Annotated in this window: 17 protein-coding genes; 14 read left to right on the top strand and 3 right to left on the bottom strand. The window is 75.7% G+C overall.

The annotated features are described in order from the left end of the window. Nucleotides 1-10 precede the first annotated feature (10 nt). Both A2U95_RS28500 and A2U95_RS28495 read left to right on the top strand, forming a co-directional pair. Nucleotides 11-394, top strand: coding sequence for a type II toxin-antitoxin system RelE/ParE family toxin (locus A2U95_RS28500; protein ID WP_166028247.1), 384 nt, complete (start codon nucleotides 11-13; stop codon nucleotides 392-394). Beyond that, a complete protein-coding gene (locus tag A2U95_RS28495; protein ID WP_240958273.1) occupies nucleotides 388-696 on the top strand; it encodes a helix-turn-helix transcriptional regulator in 309 nt (102 codons plus the stop codon). Before A2U95_RS28500 ends, A2U95_RS28495 begins: the two co-directional genes overlap by 7 nt. Before the next feature lie 215 nt (nucleotides 697-911). On the opposite strand, the gene A2U95_RS28490 is transcribed toward A2U95_RS28495, so the two are convergent. The 3 genes from A2U95_RS28490 to A2U95_RS28480 form a co-directional block, all read right to left on the bottom strand. Then, entirely contained in the window at nucleotides 912-1,457 is a 546-nt protein-coding gene (locus A2U95_RS28490) for a GNAT family N-acetyltransferase (RefSeq protein ID WP_166028245.1), read from the bottom strand. A 155-nt stretch (nucleotides 1,458-1,612) separates the two neighbouring features. After that, a complete protein-coding gene (locus tag A2U95_RS28485) occupies nucleotides 1,613-2,269 on the bottom strand; it encodes a CBS domain-containing protein (protein WP_166028243.1) in 657 nt (218 codons plus the stop codon). A 275-nt stretch (nucleotides 2,270-2,544) separates the two neighbouring features. Next, complete coding sequence (locus A2U95_RS28480; protein ID WP_166028241.1) at nucleotides 2,545-3,552, bottom strand: ArsR/SmtB family transcription factor; 1,008 nt, start codon at nucleotides 3,550-3,552, stop codon at nucleotides 2,545-2,547. 60 nt (nucleotides 3,553-3,612) lie between these two features. Here A2U95_RS28480 and A2U95_RS28475 point away from each other — a divergent pair, with 60 nt between their 5' ends. The 12 genes from A2U95_RS28475 to A2U95_RS28420 all read left to right on the top strand — a co-directional run bounded on the left by A2U95_RS28475 (nucleotide 3,613) and on the right by A2U95_RS28420 (nucleotide 16,802). Next, nucleotides 3,613-4,791 (top strand): MFS transporter, encoded by a 1,179-nt coding sequence (locus A2U95_RS28475; protein ID WP_166028239.1) that lies wholly within the window; start codon nucleotides 3,613-3,615, stop codon nucleotides 4,789-4,791. 807 nt (nucleotides 4,792-5,598) lie between these two features. Continuing rightward, nucleotides 5,599-6,849 carry an inositol-3-phosphate synthase gene (locus A2U95_RS28470; RefSeq protein ID WP_166028237.1) on the top strand — a complete coding sequence of 417 codons (1,251 nt, stop codon included), beginning with the start codon at nucleotides 5,599-5,601 and terminating at the stop codon, nucleotides 6,847-6,849. Then, nucleotides 6,846-7,796: a hypothetical protein gene (locus A2U95_RS28465; RefSeq protein ID WP_206283095.1), complete on the top strand. Its 951-nt coding sequence runs from the start codon at nucleotides 6,846-6,848 to the stop codon at nucleotides 7,794-7,796. The genes A2U95_RS28470 and A2U95_RS28465 overlap by 4 nt, the downstream gene beginning before the upstream one ends. Beyond that, complete coding sequence (locus A2U95_RS28460) at nucleotides 7,793-9,025, top strand: class I SAM-dependent methyltransferase (protein WP_206283094.1); 1,233 nt, start codon at nucleotides 7,793-7,795, stop codon at nucleotides 9,023-9,025. The genes A2U95_RS28465 and A2U95_RS28460 overlap by 4 nt, the downstream gene beginning before the upstream one ends. Next, nucleotides 9,022-10,152 carry a Gfo/Idh/MocA family protein gene (locus A2U95_RS28455; protein ID WP_166028235.1) on the top strand — a complete coding sequence of 377 codons (1,131 nt, stop codon included), beginning with the start codon at nucleotides 9,022-9,024 and terminating at the stop codon, nucleotides 10,150-10,152. The genes A2U95_RS28460 and A2U95_RS28455 overlap by 4 nt, the downstream gene beginning before the upstream one ends. After that, nucleotides 10,149-10,976 (top strand): MBL fold metallo-hydrolase, encoded by an 828-nt coding sequence (locus A2U95_RS28450; RefSeq protein WP_166028233.1) that lies wholly within the window; start codon nucleotides 10,149-10,151, stop codon nucleotides 10,974-10,976. Before A2U95_RS28455 ends, A2U95_RS28450 begins: the two co-directional genes overlap by 4 nt. Beyond that, a complete protein-coding gene (locus tag A2U95_RS28445; protein ID WP_166028231.1) occupies nucleotides 10,973-12,454 on the top strand; it encodes a YcaO-like family protein in 1,482 nt (493 codons plus the stop codon). The genes A2U95_RS28450 and A2U95_RS28445 overlap by 4 nt, the downstream gene beginning before the upstream one ends. Continuing rightward, complete coding sequence (locus A2U95_RS28440) at nucleotides 12,451-13,356, top strand: sugar phosphate isomerase/epimerase family protein (protein ID WP_166028229.1); 906 nt, start codon at nucleotides 12,451-12,453, stop codon at nucleotides 13,354-13,356. Before A2U95_RS28445 ends, A2U95_RS28440 begins: the two co-directional genes overlap by 4 nt. A gap of 44 nt (nucleotides 13,357-13,400) precedes the next feature. Next, complete coding sequence (locus tag A2U95_RS28435; RefSeq protein ID WP_206283093.1) at nucleotides 13,401-14,633, top strand: glycosyltransferase family 4 protein; 1,233 nt, start codon at nucleotides 13,401-13,403, stop codon at nucleotides 14,631-14,633. Further along, a complete protein-coding gene (locus A2U95_RS28430) occupies nucleotides 14,630-15,511 on the top strand; it encodes a PIG-L deacetylase family protein (RefSeq protein WP_206283092.1) in 882 nt (293 codons plus the stop codon). The genes A2U95_RS28435 and A2U95_RS28430 overlap by 4 nt, the downstream gene beginning before the upstream one ends. 131 nt (nucleotides 15,512-15,642) lie before the next feature. Beyond that, nucleotides 15,643-16,116, top strand: coding sequence for an NUDIX hydrolase (locus tag A2U95_RS28425; RefSeq protein WP_166028225.1), 474 nt, complete (start codon nucleotides 15,643-15,645; stop codon nucleotides 16,114-16,116). A 332-nt stretch (nucleotides 16,117-16,448) separates the two neighbouring features. Continuing rightward, nucleotides 16,449-16,802: a hypothetical protein gene (locus tag A2U95_RS28420; RefSeq protein ID WP_166028223.1), complete on the top strand. Its 354-nt coding sequence runs from the start codon at nucleotides 16,449-16,451 to the stop codon at nucleotides 16,800-16,802. Nucleotides 16,803-16,897 lie beyond the last annotated feature (95 nt).

Genomic DNA, 16,897 nt, shown 5'->3' with positions numbered 1-16,897 from the left:
GTTTTTTGTTATGGTTGGCCGCTACGAGATCGAACTGGAAATTGAAGTGCGGGAGTGGCTGGAGTCGCTCCCGGCAGAGGACTACCTACGCGTGATGAAGCTGGCGGACGTCCTGGCGGACCACGCGGAGACGCTCGGCGAACCGCATGCGCGTCACCTGGGCGGCAAGCTGCGTGAGCTGCGGTTCTCGCTCCGCCGTGATCAGCAGCGGATCACGTACTGGCTGGCGCCCGGTCGCCGGGTCGTCCTGCTGACCGTGTTCCGCAAGACGCGGATACAGGAGGCCGCGGAGGTGTGGCGGGCGCGGCGGGCGCAGGAGGAATGCGAGGCCGGACACCAGCCCGCCGAGGATCATGAGGTTTACGACAGGGTCGTGAAGGAGGAGGAATGGTGAGGCACAGCACCTGGAGGACCCGTCGGGCCAAGGAGCTCTCCGGGGCGGGCGAGGATCTCGGCCCGGAGGCGCGGAAGGTCTACGACGAGACCGGCCTGGCGATCGAGATCGGCCGTTCCATCCACCGTCGGCGCACCGAGCGTGGCTGGTCACAGGCGGAACTGGCGCGGCGGGCGGGCATGTCACAGCCTGCCGTCGCCCGGCTGGAGACCAGCCTCACCCTGCCCTCCACCCGCACGCTGCTCAGGGTCGCGGCCGCCTTGGAACAGCCGCTCCACATCAGCATCGGCGACGCGGCCTGAGGGAGAGCGGCGGGCGGAGACGTCGTCGCGGCGTTCGGCCGGTTGTCGGGTGCCGTGGGGATGTCCCGCAGGTGACGGCCCTGCGACGGACGTTCCGCATCAAGGCGGGGCAGCCACCGTGGCGTGGTGCGCCGCGCCGGCGGACCCGCTGCTGAGGTTGACCGGATGACATCGGGCCCGCTCGCCCGTCCGACGGCAGCTGGTCCGGTCCGGTTTCACCGTCGGGCGGGGTACGCGCGGGGTGAGGCGGCGAGGGCCCGGTGGTACCGGGTGTAGGTGTCGAAGATCTCGGCGGCCCTGAAGCCCAGCCGAGTCAGCACGGCGCTGCTCCTGTCGTTCCCGTGGGTGACGCCCGCGAACACGTCGGTGGCGCCCAGCACCGTGGCTCCGTACTCGATCAGCGCACGGCAGGCCGCCGTGGCGTACCCGTGTCCCGTCGCCGCGTGGTCGAGCCAGTACCCGAAGCCGTACTTGGGCGGGTCGACAGCCACGAGGTCGACGCGGCCGATGAGGGCGCCGTGAAGGTGGACGCCGCAGCGGAGGGACGGGTAAGGATCATCGAGCAGCTCGGCGCGTGCCGCCCTGTGGTCCGACGCGGCCGGCGCCCGGTAGTCGCCGTACCGGGTGAGGTGCTCGCGATTCCGGTCGATGAGCGCGTAGTACTCATCGGTCTGCTCGGCTGTGAGCGCACGCGACGTCAGTCGCGCGATGTCCGTTCCGAGTTCGGGAAGGACACGTCTGTCGTGACGACCACCGGCCATGCCGGCCGACCCTACGACGGGGGCCGGCCCCCTGCCATGACTTTTCGGTGGCGTGCAGCGCCTGGACGCCGGTCAGCCGTACGTGACCAGCCCGGTGCCGGTGAGGCGACCGTCGACCAGGTCCGGGCGGCACCGGATCCGCTTGAGCCGGCGCTTCACGGCTCGGGTGTTCCGGCCGAGGCGGCGGTGAGGTGGGCTTCCACGGCGACGACACCGACGACGCCCTGGCAGAGGCCCACGACCACCGGCACGAGGCGCGGTTCCGGGACGTGGCCCCGAACGGTGACGACACCGTCCCGGACCTCGACCGCGACGGTGTCCTCGTCCAGGCCGAGGATGCGCCCCAGGACGTCCTGCTCGACCTCGTCGCGGATCTCGGCGTCGGAGCGGAGGAGGGCGTCGAGCAGGTCGCTGCGGGTGACGATGCCGGTGAGGAGCCCGTCGTCGCCGATCACCGGCAGCTGCTTGACGTGCCGCCTGCGCAGTTCCCTCACGGCCCGGGGGATCGTCCAGTCGGCGCGGGCGGTGAAGACGGGACTGCTCATGAGCGCGCCCGCGGTCCGGGCCCGGGCCTTGCTCCAGGAGCGTTCGTCGTTCCCGTCCTGACCCTGCGGATCGGGCAGGCTGGTCTCGTGCCGCAGCACGTCGGACGCGGACACGACGCCGATGGGAGCCCCGTCGTCGTCGACGACCGGGGCCGCGACGATGTCGTTCACGTCCAGCAGGGCGGCGACCTCATGCAACGGCGTGTCGGGGCGGAAGGTGACGACCTCCTCGGTCATCACGTCACCCACCGTGCGGCGATACAGCATGGCACCGGCCTCCTCCGCTGTGCGACAGGGCGGCCGCGGCCGGACCGGCCGGGAGGACCACGCGCGGCGCGTCGTCGTCCTCGCCCCTGCCGGCCCGTCCACGCCGTCCTTCCTACCCATGACAGCACCACGCCCGTCCGACGGCCAGTGACGTCCGGCCCGGCGGGGCGACACGGGCTCCCCCGTCCGGGTGGCGCACTCGTCGGACGGGGAGCGGCCCGCCCCGGCCCGGGCGGCGGACGGCGGACGGCGGACGGGGTGCTCCGCGCGGAGGGTCACTCCGCGGCGGCCGCGGCGGGAGGCCCCGGCCGTCCGTGCCGGGCCGCCTCGACCAGCAGGTCGCCCGCCTCGCTGCGGTAGTACAGCACCGACCGTCCCGCGCGCCGCCGCCGGACCAGTCCCGCGTCCAGCAGCACCTTCAGGTGCCGTCCCACCGAGCCCAGTGCCAGCCCGGTCAGGGCCACCAACTGGGTGGTGCTCATCGGTGTGCCCAGGAGGGCGAGGGTCCGGGCCCGCCCCGGACCGAGCAGCGCGCGCAGCGCCTGGGACGCCGGGCGGTCCTCCTCCCCGGTCAGCACGCCCGAGCAGGGGTACACCACGGCATACCGGTGGGGTTCGTCCCAGGTCACCCAGCCGCGGCGTGGGGTGACGGGGACGAGCAGCAGTTGCGCGCCGGAGATGTCGCGGGGCGGGTTGTCGTGGGCGTTGATCCGCAGCCGGCCCTCGCCCAGCCAGCGGGTGCGGGGGCGCAGGCCGTAGAGGGCGGTGGCCCAGCCGCCGTCGCTCAGCTGCCGGGTGCGGGCGACGATGTCGGCCTCGAGGACGCGACGGCGCCGCTCCCAGTCCGGCAGCACCGTGCGGGTCCACACCCACTCCAGCAGGGCGGCCGAGCGTTCGGGGAGGTCGTCGCGGCGCAGCGCGTCGGGGAGGGAGCCGCCGCCCGATGTGGTCGTCAGGTCGGCCCGGGCGGTCGCGGGCGGGGCGGTCCGGACGCGGTGCAGTTCCTCGTCGATGCGCGGGGTGCCGTCGCCCACCGGGGCGGGGATGAGGAAGTCGGCGATCCAGCTGTACCGGAACCCGGCCCGCACCACGGCCGCCGCGACCGGGTCCCGGGCCAGCCGTTCGCGGTAGGCCGGCAGGTGGGCCGCCAGCCACTTCCGCCGCGCCGGATGGGAGGCCACGGCCTCCTCCAGGTCGATCAGGGCGGCGACCGTCTCGGTCAAGGGGGAGATCACGAAACGGCTGCGCGCCAAGGTGTCCGCGTCGAGCAGCCACAGTCCCATCGTTTCGCCTCCGTGCGAAACATTAACGCCGCCGCGGCGGCCCCTCGGACACTCCCGTCCATGCGCACCTACCGAGAACTGTTCCGCACGCCGGAGTTCACACCGCTGTTCGCCACCAGTGCGCTGTCGGTGGCCGCTTCCACGGTGAGCGGGCTGGCCCTGGGCAGCCTGGTCCACTCCGCCACCGGCTCCCCACTGCTCTCCGCCCTCGCCATGTTCGGCCCTTCCCTCGCCCAGGCCGTCGGGGCGGCCACGCTGCTGTCGGCCGCCGACCGGCTCCGTCCGCGCGCCGCCATGACCGGCCTCGCCCTGGCCTTCGCGGTGGCCGCCGCCGTCCAGGCCGTCCCGGGGCTGCCGGTGTGGGCCGTCTTCGTGGTCCTGGCGGCCGAAGGCCTGATCGGCTCCGTGGGCGGCGGGATCCGCTACGGCCTGCTCAACGAAGTCCTCACCAAGGACGGCTATCTGCTCGGCCGCTCGGTGCTCAACATGGCCGTCGGCGCCCTGCAGATCTGCGGCTACGCCCTCGGCGGTCTCCTCGTCGTCCTGCTGTCGCCGCGTGGTGCGCTGCTCACCGGCGCGCTGCTGTACGGGGCCGCCGCCGCCGTCACCCGCCTCGGCCTCACCGACCGCCCGCCCCGCGCCACCGGCCGTCCGTCGGCCGCCGCCACCTGGCGCGTCAACGCCCGTCTGTGGTCGTCGGCCCCCCGCCGCTGCGTCTACCTGGCGCTGTGGGTGCCGAACGGACTCGTCGTGGGCTGCGAGTCCCTGTACGTCTCCTACGCCCCCGAGCACGCGGGGCTGCTCTTCGCCTGCGCCGCGCTCGGCATGCTCGTCGGCGACACGCTCGCCGGACGTTTCCTCCCGCCGCGGTGGCGCGAACGCCTCGGCGCCCCGCTGCGGCTGCTGCTCGCCGTCCCTTACCTGCTGTTCTTCCTGGAACCGGGCCCCTTCGTCGCGTCGGCCGCCGTCGCCCTGGCCTCCGTCAGCTTCGCGGCGAGCCTCCTGCTCCAGGAACGCCTGATGCGGCTGACCCCCGACGAACTGAGCGGCCAGGCCCTCGGCCTGCACTCCTCCGGCATGCTCACCCTGCAGGGCGTCGGCGCCCTCCTCGCGGGCACCGTCGCCGAACTCACCACGCCCGCGGCGGCGATGACGGTCATGGCAGCCGCTTCCGTCACCGCAGCCCTGGCGCTCGCTCCAGGGCTGCGGGGGCGTCCGCCGGTCATCGCGACCGCGTGAGACGCGGGGCGCGTCAGGCGGGCAGCGGCGTGCTCAGGGACCGGGGCCGGCGTGGCCGGGGCACGCCTGGCCGAACGGGCCGGCACGGCCGCCTGCTCTCCGGCCCGCCAGCGGTGACGGAGCCCAGGCTGCCGCACCGGTCCGGGCGGCGCGGACGCCGCCGGCGCGTCGGTCCCGAACCGCTCCGGTTCGTCCGCCGCGGCCGGACGTCGCGCGGGTCCCGCACGGCAGCCGGCGCAGCCGGCCCGAACCCTCTCGCCCCCACTCCGGTCGTGAACCGGCCGGACACAGTGGGAACACCTCAGGAATCCCGAGGATGCTTCATCCCGCGAACCGTCGCTGGAGAGGGAGGACGAACCGCCCCGGCCGCGGGGTCGAGGGCCCGGGAAGGCTCGGAGCGGCCCGCGGGGTGTCGCACACACCCCGCGCGTCATGGCCGTGCCCGCGGTCCACCGCCGGTTTCCCGACCGCCGCAGGCCCGTGGGCGCCGGGACGCCTCGGGGCGGCAACGGGTTTCACCCGTTCGGCCGCCCGTCCGCGCGGGCGGCCGAACGGGGGTGACGCGCCCGCCGGGGGCGTCCCGGAGCGTCACCGCCGCGGAAACAGCAACGAAACACCTGGAAGGTGACTTTTCCCGCGGATGCGCCGTTTCTGGGAAGCGCAGAGGATGGGCGGCGTCGCCGCGGCGCACCCGGCCGCGGCGGCGGGAGAAGCTTCCGCGGACCACGCGGGACCGCCAACCGTGCCCGTTGCATCCCGACCGGAGCCCGGTCGCGCGTCCCGCGGGCGAGGCGAATGGAGAGAGCGATGCACGAGCCGACCGACGGACGGTCCTCCCGGCACGGGAATCCGGACACCCGGACGGAGCGGCTGGGCGCCGCCGTCGTGGGACTGGGCGGGGCGGTCGCGACGACCGCCGTGGCCGGAGTGGAACTGCTCAGGCTCGGCATCTGCGGTCAGGAGGGTCTCCCCCTGGCGTCGCGCACGGACCTGGCGCCCTACGAGGAGCTGGTGTTCGGCGGCTGGGACGTGTCCGCCGACGACCTGGCCAAGGCCGCCCACCTGCACCGCGTCCTGGAACCGGCCCAGATCGAGGCCGCCGCCCCCCGGCTCCAGCGGATGCGGCCGTGGCCGGCGGTGGCGGACCCGGCCTACTGCCGCGCGGTGAGCGGCGCCCACGTCGTGGCGCTCGACGACCCGCGCGAGCGCACGGAGCGCATCCGGGAGGACCTGCGGCGCTTCCGGGACGAACAGGGCCTGGACGAGGTGGTCGTGGTCAACCTCGCCTCGACCGAACGCCTGCCCGACCCGGCGTCCCCGGCCCTCGCCTCGCCCGAGGCGTTCGAGGCGGCGCTGGACGAGGGCGACGAGGCGATCACCCCCGCCATGCTCTACGCCTACGCGGCCCTGCGGGAGGGCATGCCGTACGTGAACTTCACCCCCAGCTGCGGGGCCGACGTGCCCGCGCTGACCCGTCTGGCCGAGCGGCAGGGGGTGCCGATCGCCGGCAAGGACGGCAAGACCGGACAGACCATGCTCAAGACGGTGCTCGCCCCCGCCCTGCGCTCGCGGGCGCTGCGGGTGGAGGGCTGGTACTCCACCAACCTGCTGGGCAACCGCGACGGCCGGGCGCTCGAGGACCCCGACTCCCTGGCCAGCAAGACGGCCACCAAGGAGTCGGTGCTGGACGCGCTGCTCGGCTACCCGGTGGAGGACCACCGGGTGCGCATCGATTTCTACCGGCCGCGCGGCGACGAGAAGGAGGCCTGGGACAACGTCGACCTCGTGGGCTTCCTCGGCCGCCGGATGCAGATGAAGATCGACTTCCTGTGCCGGGACTCCGTCCTGGCCGCCCCGCTGGTGCTGGAACTGATCCGGTTGCTGGCCGAGGCGCGGCGCCGCGGGGAGCGCGGGGTGCAGGAGCAGTTCGGGTTCTTCTTCAAGGCCCCGACGACCGCCGACGGGAGCGTCCCGGAGCACGCCCTGCACCTGCAGGAGCGGGCGCTGCTGGACTGGCTGGACGGCGGTGGCCGGACCGCACCGGGCGGGCGGCCGTGACGCAGGCCGCCGCCCGCCCCTCGGAACGGGACGGGGAGGTGCCGCGCGAGGCCCTGCGGGCGGCCACCGCGCTGCTGCGCGAGACCGGCGACCTCAAGAGGGTCCGCACGGCCGACGGCGGCGGAGCCTCGGTGGCCGAACGCGCCTTCCGCCGGTCATGGGCGGAACTGGTGCGCGGGGAGGACCCCGGCAGGATCGCCGTGCGCGAGTGCGCGGCCGCCGTGGCCGGGGCGCGCCTGGCGGGAGTCGACGGGCCGGTGCTGCGGCGGTGCGGGCTGACGGCCGACGAGGCGGTGGCCGTGCTGGAACGCTCGCTCCTCCAGCACGCGGACCGGATGACCCCGGCGACGTGCGGCCTGCTGCGCGCGGCGCTGCCGGAGCTGGTGGAGGAGCCGTACGACGGGTCGGCCCCCGGGTTCGCGGAGGCGCTGTGCGCCCAGCCCCGGGCGGGCGCCACCCGCCCGGGGCGGCCGCGGCTGATCGTGGAGCCCCCCGAGAGCCACGGCGACCACTGCTGGGCGGTGGCGGTCCACGGAGTGCTGCTGGCCGAGGCGTTCGGCGCCGCACCGGGCGACGTCTTCCTGCTCGGCCTGGCCCACCACCTGCACAACGCCGTCCTGCCCGACGCGGGCTTCGCCGGGGAGGAACTGCTGGGCGGACACCTGCCCGCGGTCCTCGCGCGGCTGACCCGGCAGGCGCTCGCCGCTCTGCCCGCCGCTCTCGCGGCACGCGTGGAACCGCTGCTCGCCCTGCGCGAGGGGGCCGATACCCCGGCCGCGCGGGCCTTCCACGCCGCCGACGTCATCGACCGCGTGCTGCAGGTCCGCCACCACGCGCGGGCCGCCGCCTTCACCGCCGAGCAGGCCCTGGAGGACCTGGACCTGGTGCATCCCTGCGCGGTGTCCGGCTTCCACCGGGCCGTCCTGGACGCGGCGGGGACGGCGTGAAGGAGACCGCGGGCCGGGCGGCGGCCGAAGACGCGGCCGCCGCGGACGCGACGGCCAGAGACGCGGCACGGGCCGCGGCCGGCCTGGTCAGCCCCGGCAACGGAGCGCCACTGCGGCCCTGCGGACCCGGACTGCTGTCCGACGGCGAACGGCGCTGGCCCGTCGTGGCGGGCATCCCCTGGCTGCGCACCGGCCGCGAGGAGCTGCGCGAGCGGGCGGTGCGCCGGGTGGAGGAGGGCGACCGGGACGGCGCCGCGCTCGTCCTGCTGGCCGACGCCGACGACTGGTGGGACGGCCCGGCTCCCACCCCCGGCGCGCTGCGCGCCGCGCTGGGGGCGGCCACCCTGCGCGAGGCGGTGAGGCTGCTGGGCATGGGCAGGGTCGGAACGTACTTCCTGCACCGCTGGAGCGATCCGACCTGGCTTGCCGTGCTCGCCCTGACCGCCCGGCACTCCCCCGGCCCCCTGCCGGTGCTCGAACTGGCCTGCGGCGCCGGACACCTGCTGCGGGAACTGCAGCTGCGCGGGCACCGGGACGTGACCGGGATCGACGTGGTCTTCGCCAAACTGTGGCTGGCCCGGCACTTCGTCGCCCCCCGCGCGCGCCTGGTGTGCGCCGACGTCACGGCCCCGTGGCCGCTGCTCCCCCCGGGCCGTCCCGCCCACGTGGTCTGCCACGACGCCCTGTACTTCCTGCCGCGCAAGGAGGAGGTGGTGCGCCGTGCGCTGGCGTACGCCGACGGCGGCGGCGTCGTCCTGGGCCACTGCCACAACTCCCTCGTCCCCGGACCGGTCAGCGGCCTGCCGCTGGATCCGGACGGATGGCGCGCGCTGCTGCCGGGGGCCGTCTGCTACGACGACGCCGACCTGACCCGCGCCCTGCTGGCCGGGGCCCCGCCCCGGCCGCGCACGCCGGGGGAGCTGGCCGGCTGCGAGGCCATGGCCCTGGTCAGCGCCCCGCCCCCGCCCCCCGGACACGGTCCGCTGTCCCCGGACCGGCCCGTCCCCGGACGGCCCCTGCGCCTCAACCCGCTCTACCGCGACGGTCTGCTGCACTGGCCGGAGGAACGCTGGCACGACGAGTACGGCCCCGCCGCCCGCGCCTACCTGCCCGACCGGATCCGCGTCTCCCCCGCCCTGCTCGACGACGCCCGGGCCGGGCGGCTGACCCCGGAGGTGGCCGGCCTGGCCCGCCGCCGGGTGCTGCTGGACCTCCCGGAGCGCTGGTGAACGCGCCGGACGGGCGGACCGCCCCCTCCACCGTGTGCCGGTGGGCGGTCGCCGGATGCGGATGGGTGGCCCGGGACCACTTCCTGCCCGGACTGCTGGCGGCCGCCGCCGGCCGGTCCGGCGGCACGGTGCCCCGGCTGGTCGCCGTGACCGACCCCGACCCCGCGGCCGCCGCCCGGCTGGCGGTCCGGGCGCCGGGCGCCCGGACCGCTCCCGGCCTGGACGCCCTGCTGGCCGTCCACCGGCCCGACGCGGTGTACGTCGCGACGCCCAACCACCTCCACCGCCCCGCGGCCGCCGCGGCCGCCGCGGCGGGGGCCGCGGTGCTGTGCGAGAAACCCCTGGCCGCCGACCTCGCCGACGCCGAACGGCTGGCCGACGCCTGCCGGCGGGCAGGCGTCCTGGCGGCGACCGCCTACGACCAGCGCTTCCACCCCGCCCACCGGGCCGTGCGGGAGGCGGTGGCCTCCGGGGCGCTGGGCACGGTCACCGCGGTGCGCATCACCTACTGCTGCTGGCTGCCGCCCGCCTGGTCGCCCGACGGCCGCCCGTACGACAACTGGCGCGCCGACCCCGCGCGGGCGGGGGGCGGGGCCGCCCTGGACCTGGCACCGCACGGACTGGACCTGACGGGCGTCCTGCTCGGCGGGGACGACGTGACGGAGCTGACCGCGCAGGTGCAGCACCGGGTGCACCCCTACCCGGTCGACGACGGCGCCGTCCTGGCCGGCCGGACCGGCGGCGGGGTGCTGGTCTGCCTGCACGTCGCCTACAACACCCCGGACACGCTGCCCCGCCGCCGGCTGGAGGTCGTCGGCACCCTCGGACAGCTGACCGCCGTCGACACCCTGGGCCAGGACGCCGGCGGCAGGCTCTGGCTCACCGGCGCGCGCACCGCGCGCCGCGTCCCCGTGCCGTTCGACACCGGCACGTCCCCCTTCGCCGTCCAGGTGCGGGAGTTCTCCTCGGCCGCGGTCGCGGTGCGCGCCGGCCGTCCGGTGCGGCGGGCCTGGCCCTGGCCGCTGCAGCGCGACCTGGCCCTGCACCGGCTGCTGCTGGAGGCCCTGTCCCGCTCCCGCCCGGCCCCGTCCCCGTCCCCGTCCCCCGTCGAGGAAGGCCGACGATGACCCTGACGATGTACGCCTGCGCCCACTGCGGTCACTGGCAACGGTGGTTCACCGTCCCCCCCGCCTGCCCGGTCTGCTGCGACGTGCGCAACGCACTGCCCGAGGACGGCTGGGACATCCCCGACGAGAAGACGGTCGGAGCCCTCCTCGAGGCGCGATGGCACCGGCCCGCGCCGGGCGTCACCGGATTCCGCACCCTGCCGTCCTTCGGCCTGGGCCCGACGGGCTGGCTGATCGAGGCCGAGGGCGGCAACGTCGCCTGGGAGGCCGCCCCCTACTACCCGCCCGACGCACTGGCCGAGATCGAACGGCTCGGCGGCGTCACCCGGCTGGGCGCCAGCCACGTCCACGGCTACGGAGCACTGTGGCAGCTCCAGGAGCGCTTCGACCCGCCCGTGGTGGCCGTCGGCGTGCAGGACCTGACCTGGACGAAGGCGTTCCGGGTCACCTGGCCGGTGGACGAGCGCCTCGAGCTGGCCCCCGGCCTGACCGTGCACCGCACCGGCGGCCACTTCCCCGGCCACTGCGTGCTGCACGACGAACGCCGGAGGATCCTGTTCTGCGGCGACGCCCTCAAGGTCGACCTGGACGGCACCGTGCCGCGCGCCCTGTCCTGCCACAAGGCCTACCACGCCCGCGTACCGCTCTCCCACGACGAGGTGCGCCACTACCGCTCGGTGATCGGCGCACTGGACTTCGAGGCGGTGGCCACCCCCTTCGAGTTCGCCGCCCCGGTCACCACCGCGGACGTCCTGCGCCTGTTCGACCACCAGCTGGCCGGCCGGCCCGACACGGCCCCCCTCCCGCTGGGAGCCGGCCGATGAGCGCCGGCGAGCACCCGGTGGTCGGCGCCTACCGCGCGGCGCTCGCCCCCGGCGAGCAGCAGGACTTCGACATCAGCGCCGCCGACCGCACCGGCCTGCCGGTCGTGTCGGCGGACCACCTGGACCCGGCCGGCGTCCGCAAGGGCGCCTGCGGGTACGGGGCGGACCTCGCCCAGGCCCGCATCGGCGCCTACGGCGAACTCACCGAGGAGGTGCTGCTGGCACGGCGCCTGGCCCGCACCGGGCGCCGCCGCGCCTCCTACGCGGAACTGGTGCGCGAACGCGGCCGGGACCGGGTCGCCGACCCGGTCGGCCTCGTGCTGCCGGCCGGCGCGGACTACACCCCCGAACGCCCCCTGGAATGGGTGCCCGCACGCCGGTACCGCACCGGCGAGGAGGTGCTGGTGCCCGCCGAGTTCGCCGCGTCCTGCGGCTCGGACCTGCCCGGCGGCCCCCCGCCCGGCGGCTGGCTGACCACACCGGTCACCAACGGCCTGGGAGCCGGGGACACCCCCGAGCGGGCCCTGTCCCACGCACTGCTGGAGATCCTCCAGCGCGACGGCAACGCCACCGCGCACCGCGCCATGGACGAGGGCGTGGTCGTCGACCTGGACGAGGTGGGCGACCCGGTCACCCGCCACGTCCTGGACCGGCTGCGGGAGGCCGGCGTCGAGGTGCTGCCCAAACTCGCCTCCACCCAGTTCGGCATGGCCGACGTCCACGTGGTCGGCGCGGACGCCTCCCCGGGCACGCGGGAGGACGGGCCGCTGACCCTCACCGCGTGCGGCGAGGCCGCCCACCCGGACCGCGAGACGGCGTTGCGCAAGGCGCTCACGGAGTACGTCTCCTCCCGCGCGCGCAAGGTCTTCTTCCACGGCCCGCTGGAGACGGCCGCCCGCGTCGCCCCGCCCGGGTACCTCGAGCGCGAACTCTCCTCGCCCCTGGCCCCGCAGGAGCCCCGGGCGCTGTCGGCGATGAGGGCCTGGGCCGCCCTGGACGCCCCGCGCCTGCGGGAACTGCTGGAGCCCACCGTGCTCTCCCGGCGCTCCGGCGTGCCCTTCTCCTCCCTGCCGACCGTGCCGCCCGGCTCGCTGGACGACCCCGCCGCCCTCCTGGAGGACCTGCTGCGGCGGCTGGAGGACTTCGACGTCCTGGTGATCGAGGCGGGCGGCCCCGGGGCGCACGCGGTCAAGGCGCTCGTCCCCGGCATGGAGGTGGAGACGATGTCCTACGGAAGGATCGGCGAACGCGGCGTGCGCAGGCTCATGGAGCGCGGGCACCCGCTGGCCGGGGTGGGGCCGCTCCCCTCCCCGGGGGCGAGGCCGGTCCACCTGACGCCCGGCGCCCGCGAACGGCTGGGCGGCCCCGCCTGGTTCGACGTCGACGCCGCGCGCGAGACGGTGGGCGCGCTGTACCCGCTCTACCGCGAACCCGACCGCCACGCACTGGCCCGCACCACCGCGGGAGCGACCCGATGACCCCCTCCGCCGACCGGCTGCGCTACGCCTACAACACCAACGGCATGACCTCGCACCGTCTGCACGACGCGCTGGCGCTGCTCGCCGACGCCGGGTACGACGGAGTCGCGCTCACCGTGGACGTGGCCCACCACGACCCCTTCGCGCCCCGCCTGGCCGCCCGCACGGCGGCGCTGGCCCGCCGCCTGGACCGCCTGGGCCTGGGCAGCACCGTGGAGACCGGGGCGCGCTTCCTGCTGGACCCGCGGCACAAGCACGAGCCGACCCTGATCACCCCCGACCCGGCCGGCCGCGCCCGCCGCCTGGCGTTCCTGCGCCTGTGCGTGGACATCGCCGCCGACCTGGGCAGCGAGGCGGTCTCCTTCTGGGCGGGCGTCCCGGCGGCGGGCACGGACACCTCCCCGGGCGGGACGGCCTGGAACCACCTGGTGGCGGGGGTGCGCGCCGTCACGGAGCACGCGGCCGAACGGGGCGTGACCGCCGCCTTCGAACCCGAGCCGGGCATGCTCGTCGAGGACTGCGCCGGCTGGTCCCGGCTGGCCGCCCTCGTCCCGGGCCTGCGCCTGGCCCTGGACACCGGGCACTGCCTGGTCGCCGGCGACCTGACGCCGGACCGGGCGGTGGTGCGGCACGCCGGGGACCTCGGCGCGGTCGCCGTGGAGGACATGCCCCGCGGCCGGCACGAGCACCGCGCCCCGGGCGAGGGCGACATGGACCTGCCCGCCGTCCTCGGCGCGCTGCGCGCCGTGCGGTACGGCGGGCTGGTCAGCCTGGAGCTGTCCCGGGACGCGCACCGCGCCGACACCCTGGTGCGCACCGCGCTGGAGGCACTGCGCGGCGCCGAACGCGCCGCCGACGGCGCGCTCGCCCACCGCGTCGGCGCGCCGGAGGGGGCGCGATGAGGATCTGCTTCGTCTCACGGCGCTACTGGCCGGCCGTGTCAGGCATGAGCGCCTACGCGGAGAACCTGCTGCGGGCCCTGACCGCGGCGGGCCACGAGGTCACCCTGGTGTCCCAGTACCGCGGCGACCGCCGGGGCCGCGCCGTCTACGGCGGCGGCCCTCCCCCGCCCGAACGGGTCCCCGACGGCGTGCGCCTGGTGGCGCTGGAGTCCGTGGGCGAACAGTCCGTGGGCGACGGACTGCCCGCCGACTTCGAGACCGACGTGGCCGCGCTGCGCGACACGATCGCCGGCCTGCACGCCCGGCAGCCGCTGGACGTGCTGCACGCCCAGTACGGCTATCCGCCGGGTCTGGCCGTGCTGGAGGCGTCCGACCGGCTCGGGATCCCCGCCGTGGTCTCCATCCAAGGCGGCGACGGCCACTGGGTCGGCACCTGCTGCACCACCCACCGCACGGCGATCCGCCGGGTGCTGCGGGACGCGTCGGCCCTGCTGATCGGCTCCTCCTCCTTCCGGGCCGAGGTCGCCGCCCGCCACCGGGTGCCGGCCGAACGCTTCACCGTGGTCCCCGGAGCCACCGACACCCGCCTCTTCCGCCCCGTGCCCGGACGGCGGCCCGGAACCCTCGGTGATCCGCCGGTGCTGCTGTACCACGGCCGGATCGACGTCCGCAAAGGCGTCCTCGACCTGCTGGAGGCGGTACGGCTCCTGCGGGCCGGGGGGAGAAGGCTGCGGCTGCTGGTCTCCGGCACCGGCCCCGACCTGGCCCTGCTGACCCGCCGGGCACGGCAGCCCGACCTGGCCGGCGCCGTGGAGGTGCTCGGCCCCACCGGCTACCACGACGCCCCCGCCGTCTACCGCAGGGGTGACGTCTTCGTCAGCCCCACCTGGGCCGAGGGCTTCTCCAACACCATCCTGGAGGCGATGGCGAGCGGACTTCCGGTGGTGTCCACCGAGGTGGTCGGCGTGGTGGACTGCGTGCGCGACGGTGTCAACGGACTGCTGGCGCCGCCGCGCGATCCCCGGGCCCTGGCCGGAGCCGTCGGCCGGATGCTCGACGACGCGGCGCTGCGCCACCGCCTCGCCCGCACGGCGCTGCGGCACGTGCGGACCCGGTGGTCGTGGCCGGTGGCCGCCGCGCGCATCTGCGCCGTGTACGAGGAGACGTGCGCGGCGCGGCCGAGGACGACGACGCCCCCGCGGTTCCCGGCCGGCCCGTCCGCGGAGCCGGCCGTGGACCTGTCCTGCCGGTTCCGCCGCGAACCCCACCTGCTGTGAGCGCGCACGTGACCGCCGCCCGCACCGCCGTCGCCGTCAGCCCGCACCTGGACGACGCGGTCTTCTCCGTCGGAGGAGTGCTGGCGCTGCTGTCCCGGACGGGCTGGCGCGTGCGGGTCGTCACCTGCTTCACCGCCTCGGTCGCCGACCCCTGCCCCTTCGCGCTGTCCACCCAGCTCGACAAGGGGCTGCCCGCCGACGTGGACTACATGGCCCTGCGCCGTGCCGAGGACAGGGCCGCACAGCGGAGGCTGGGCACGCTCGCCCCGGTCCACCTCCCGCTGCCCGAGGCGCCGCACCGGGGATACCGCAGCGCGCCGGAGCTCTTCACGCCTCCCCGCCCCGGCGACACGGCCGAGGCGCAGCTGCGGCAGCTGCTCCGTCCCCACCTGGCGCGGGCGGACCTCGTCCTCGCCCCCCAGGCGATCGGCGGCCACGTCGACCACCTGCTCACCGCCCGCGCGGCGGCCGCCACCGCACCCCCCTCGCGGACCGGCTGGTGGCGTGACGTGCCCTACGTCGCCCGCACGCCGCCGCCCGGCGCCGGACTCCGGCGCGGCGTGCCCGGGGACGCGGAGGACGCCGACGCGGGCGAAGCGGGCGCGGGTGAGGTGGACGTGGGTGAGGTGGACGCGGGTGAGGTGACGGTCGACATCGGCGCCGTCCTGGCGGACAAGATCGCCGCGGCGCGGTGCTACACGACCCAGCTCGGTTTCCAGTTCGGCGGCCCGCGGGAAACCGGCGAGGTCCTGTCGTCCGTGGCCCGCTCCGAGTCCCTGCGCACCGGGGCGTCGTGCCGCCACGGCGAGTCGCTGAGGACCGGGCGCGCGGCCCGCCGGTTGCTGGAGGAACCCGTCCGGCACGGGGCACGCCGGTGAGGACCTGACCGGGGCCGGCACCGCGCGGAACCGACGTGGCTCCGGGCGTGAGCCGATCCGGCTCCCCTCTGCGCCCACGGCGCCGCATGGATCCTGGACGCCGGGGCAGGATCCGGCGGGAGGTGCGGGGAATGAACTTCCGGCTTGCGGCGTACGCCGTGTGCACCGAGGGCGGGCGGGTACTGCTCGTCCGTCACGTGTCACCCAAGGGCGAGAGCAGCTGGTCCCTTCCGGGTGGCGGGGTCGAGCACGGGGAGGATCCGTTCGACGCGGTGATCCGGGAGGTCGCCGAGGAGACCGGTTGCGAGGCAGTGGTCGAACGCCTGCTGGGTGTGGACTCCCGGGTGATCCCCGCGGCCGAGCGTACGGTTCCCGGCGGGCCGGACCATCAGAACGTCGGCGTCTTCTACCAGGTCCGCATCACCGGCGGCCGGCTGCGGCCCGAGCCGGACGGCGCAGTCGTCGAATCCGTCTGGACTCCGGTTCCCGACGTCGCTCGCCTGCGTCGGTCGTCACTGGTCGACATCGGCCTCACCCTGGCCCGGACGCTTCCGGCGACCGGTCACGTCGCCGCCGTCCCGGTCGGCGGCCTGATCCAGCACTGAGGCGCCGACGACGTCCGGACCGGTTGCCCGCGGGCGGCGCCGTTCGCCCGCCGCGGCCGTCACCGAACGGTCCGGACGACGGCTTCGGCCAGTGCCTCAGGACCGCCCTCGTCCCGGACGAGGCCCCGGCAGCGGCGATCCTCCCCGGCCCGTCCGGAGGGCCCCGTTCCTCCGGGACGCCCGGCGTTCCCGGCCGGAGCGCCCGCGGCCACCGCCGCCGGCCGGCTCGCGAGGAGATGACACCGGGGCATTGAAGCGAAGCCAGTTGATGGTTGACGATTCATCTAAAGCTCCGTCCCATCGGAGCTCTGACCGGAAGGAACCACGACACCATGAAGAACCGACCCAAGAAACTGGCGCTGAGCGCCATGGCGGCCGTCGCGATGAGCGTCGCGCTCCCGGCGGCCCCCGCCTTAGCCACCGAGGAGATCGACTGCAGCGCCGGCACGGATGCCGTGAAGGTGACGTACCTGGAGAACGGCATGGAGCACACCCGGTGCTGGACCGGCCCCGGTGACGTCCCGCTCGAGCAGGGCGGCGTCACCTCCTTCTCCTCGGGCGCCCACGAAGTGGTCGTCTTCTGGAGGACGAACTTCGGATGGGACGTCGAAGTGCTCCCGCCCCACACGTCGGCCCCCTTCACCGGCGCCGACACCTACCACGTCTACGGTTTCCACGTCAGGTAAACGCCGACGGCGGCCGGCCCGGTCCGTCCGGGCCGGACTCCCACCGGGCACCGAGCTTGGCCTCTTGCTCGTGGTGCTCGGTTTCAGCAGCGCCG

It is taken from the genome of Streptomyces chilikensis, assembly GCF_001642695.1.
Taxonomy (GTDB): Bacteria; Actinomycetota; Actinomycetes; order Streptomycetales; family Streptomycetaceae; genus Streptomyces; species Streptomyces chilikensis.
This window is presented reverse-complemented; position numbering and strand designations above follow the sequence as displayed.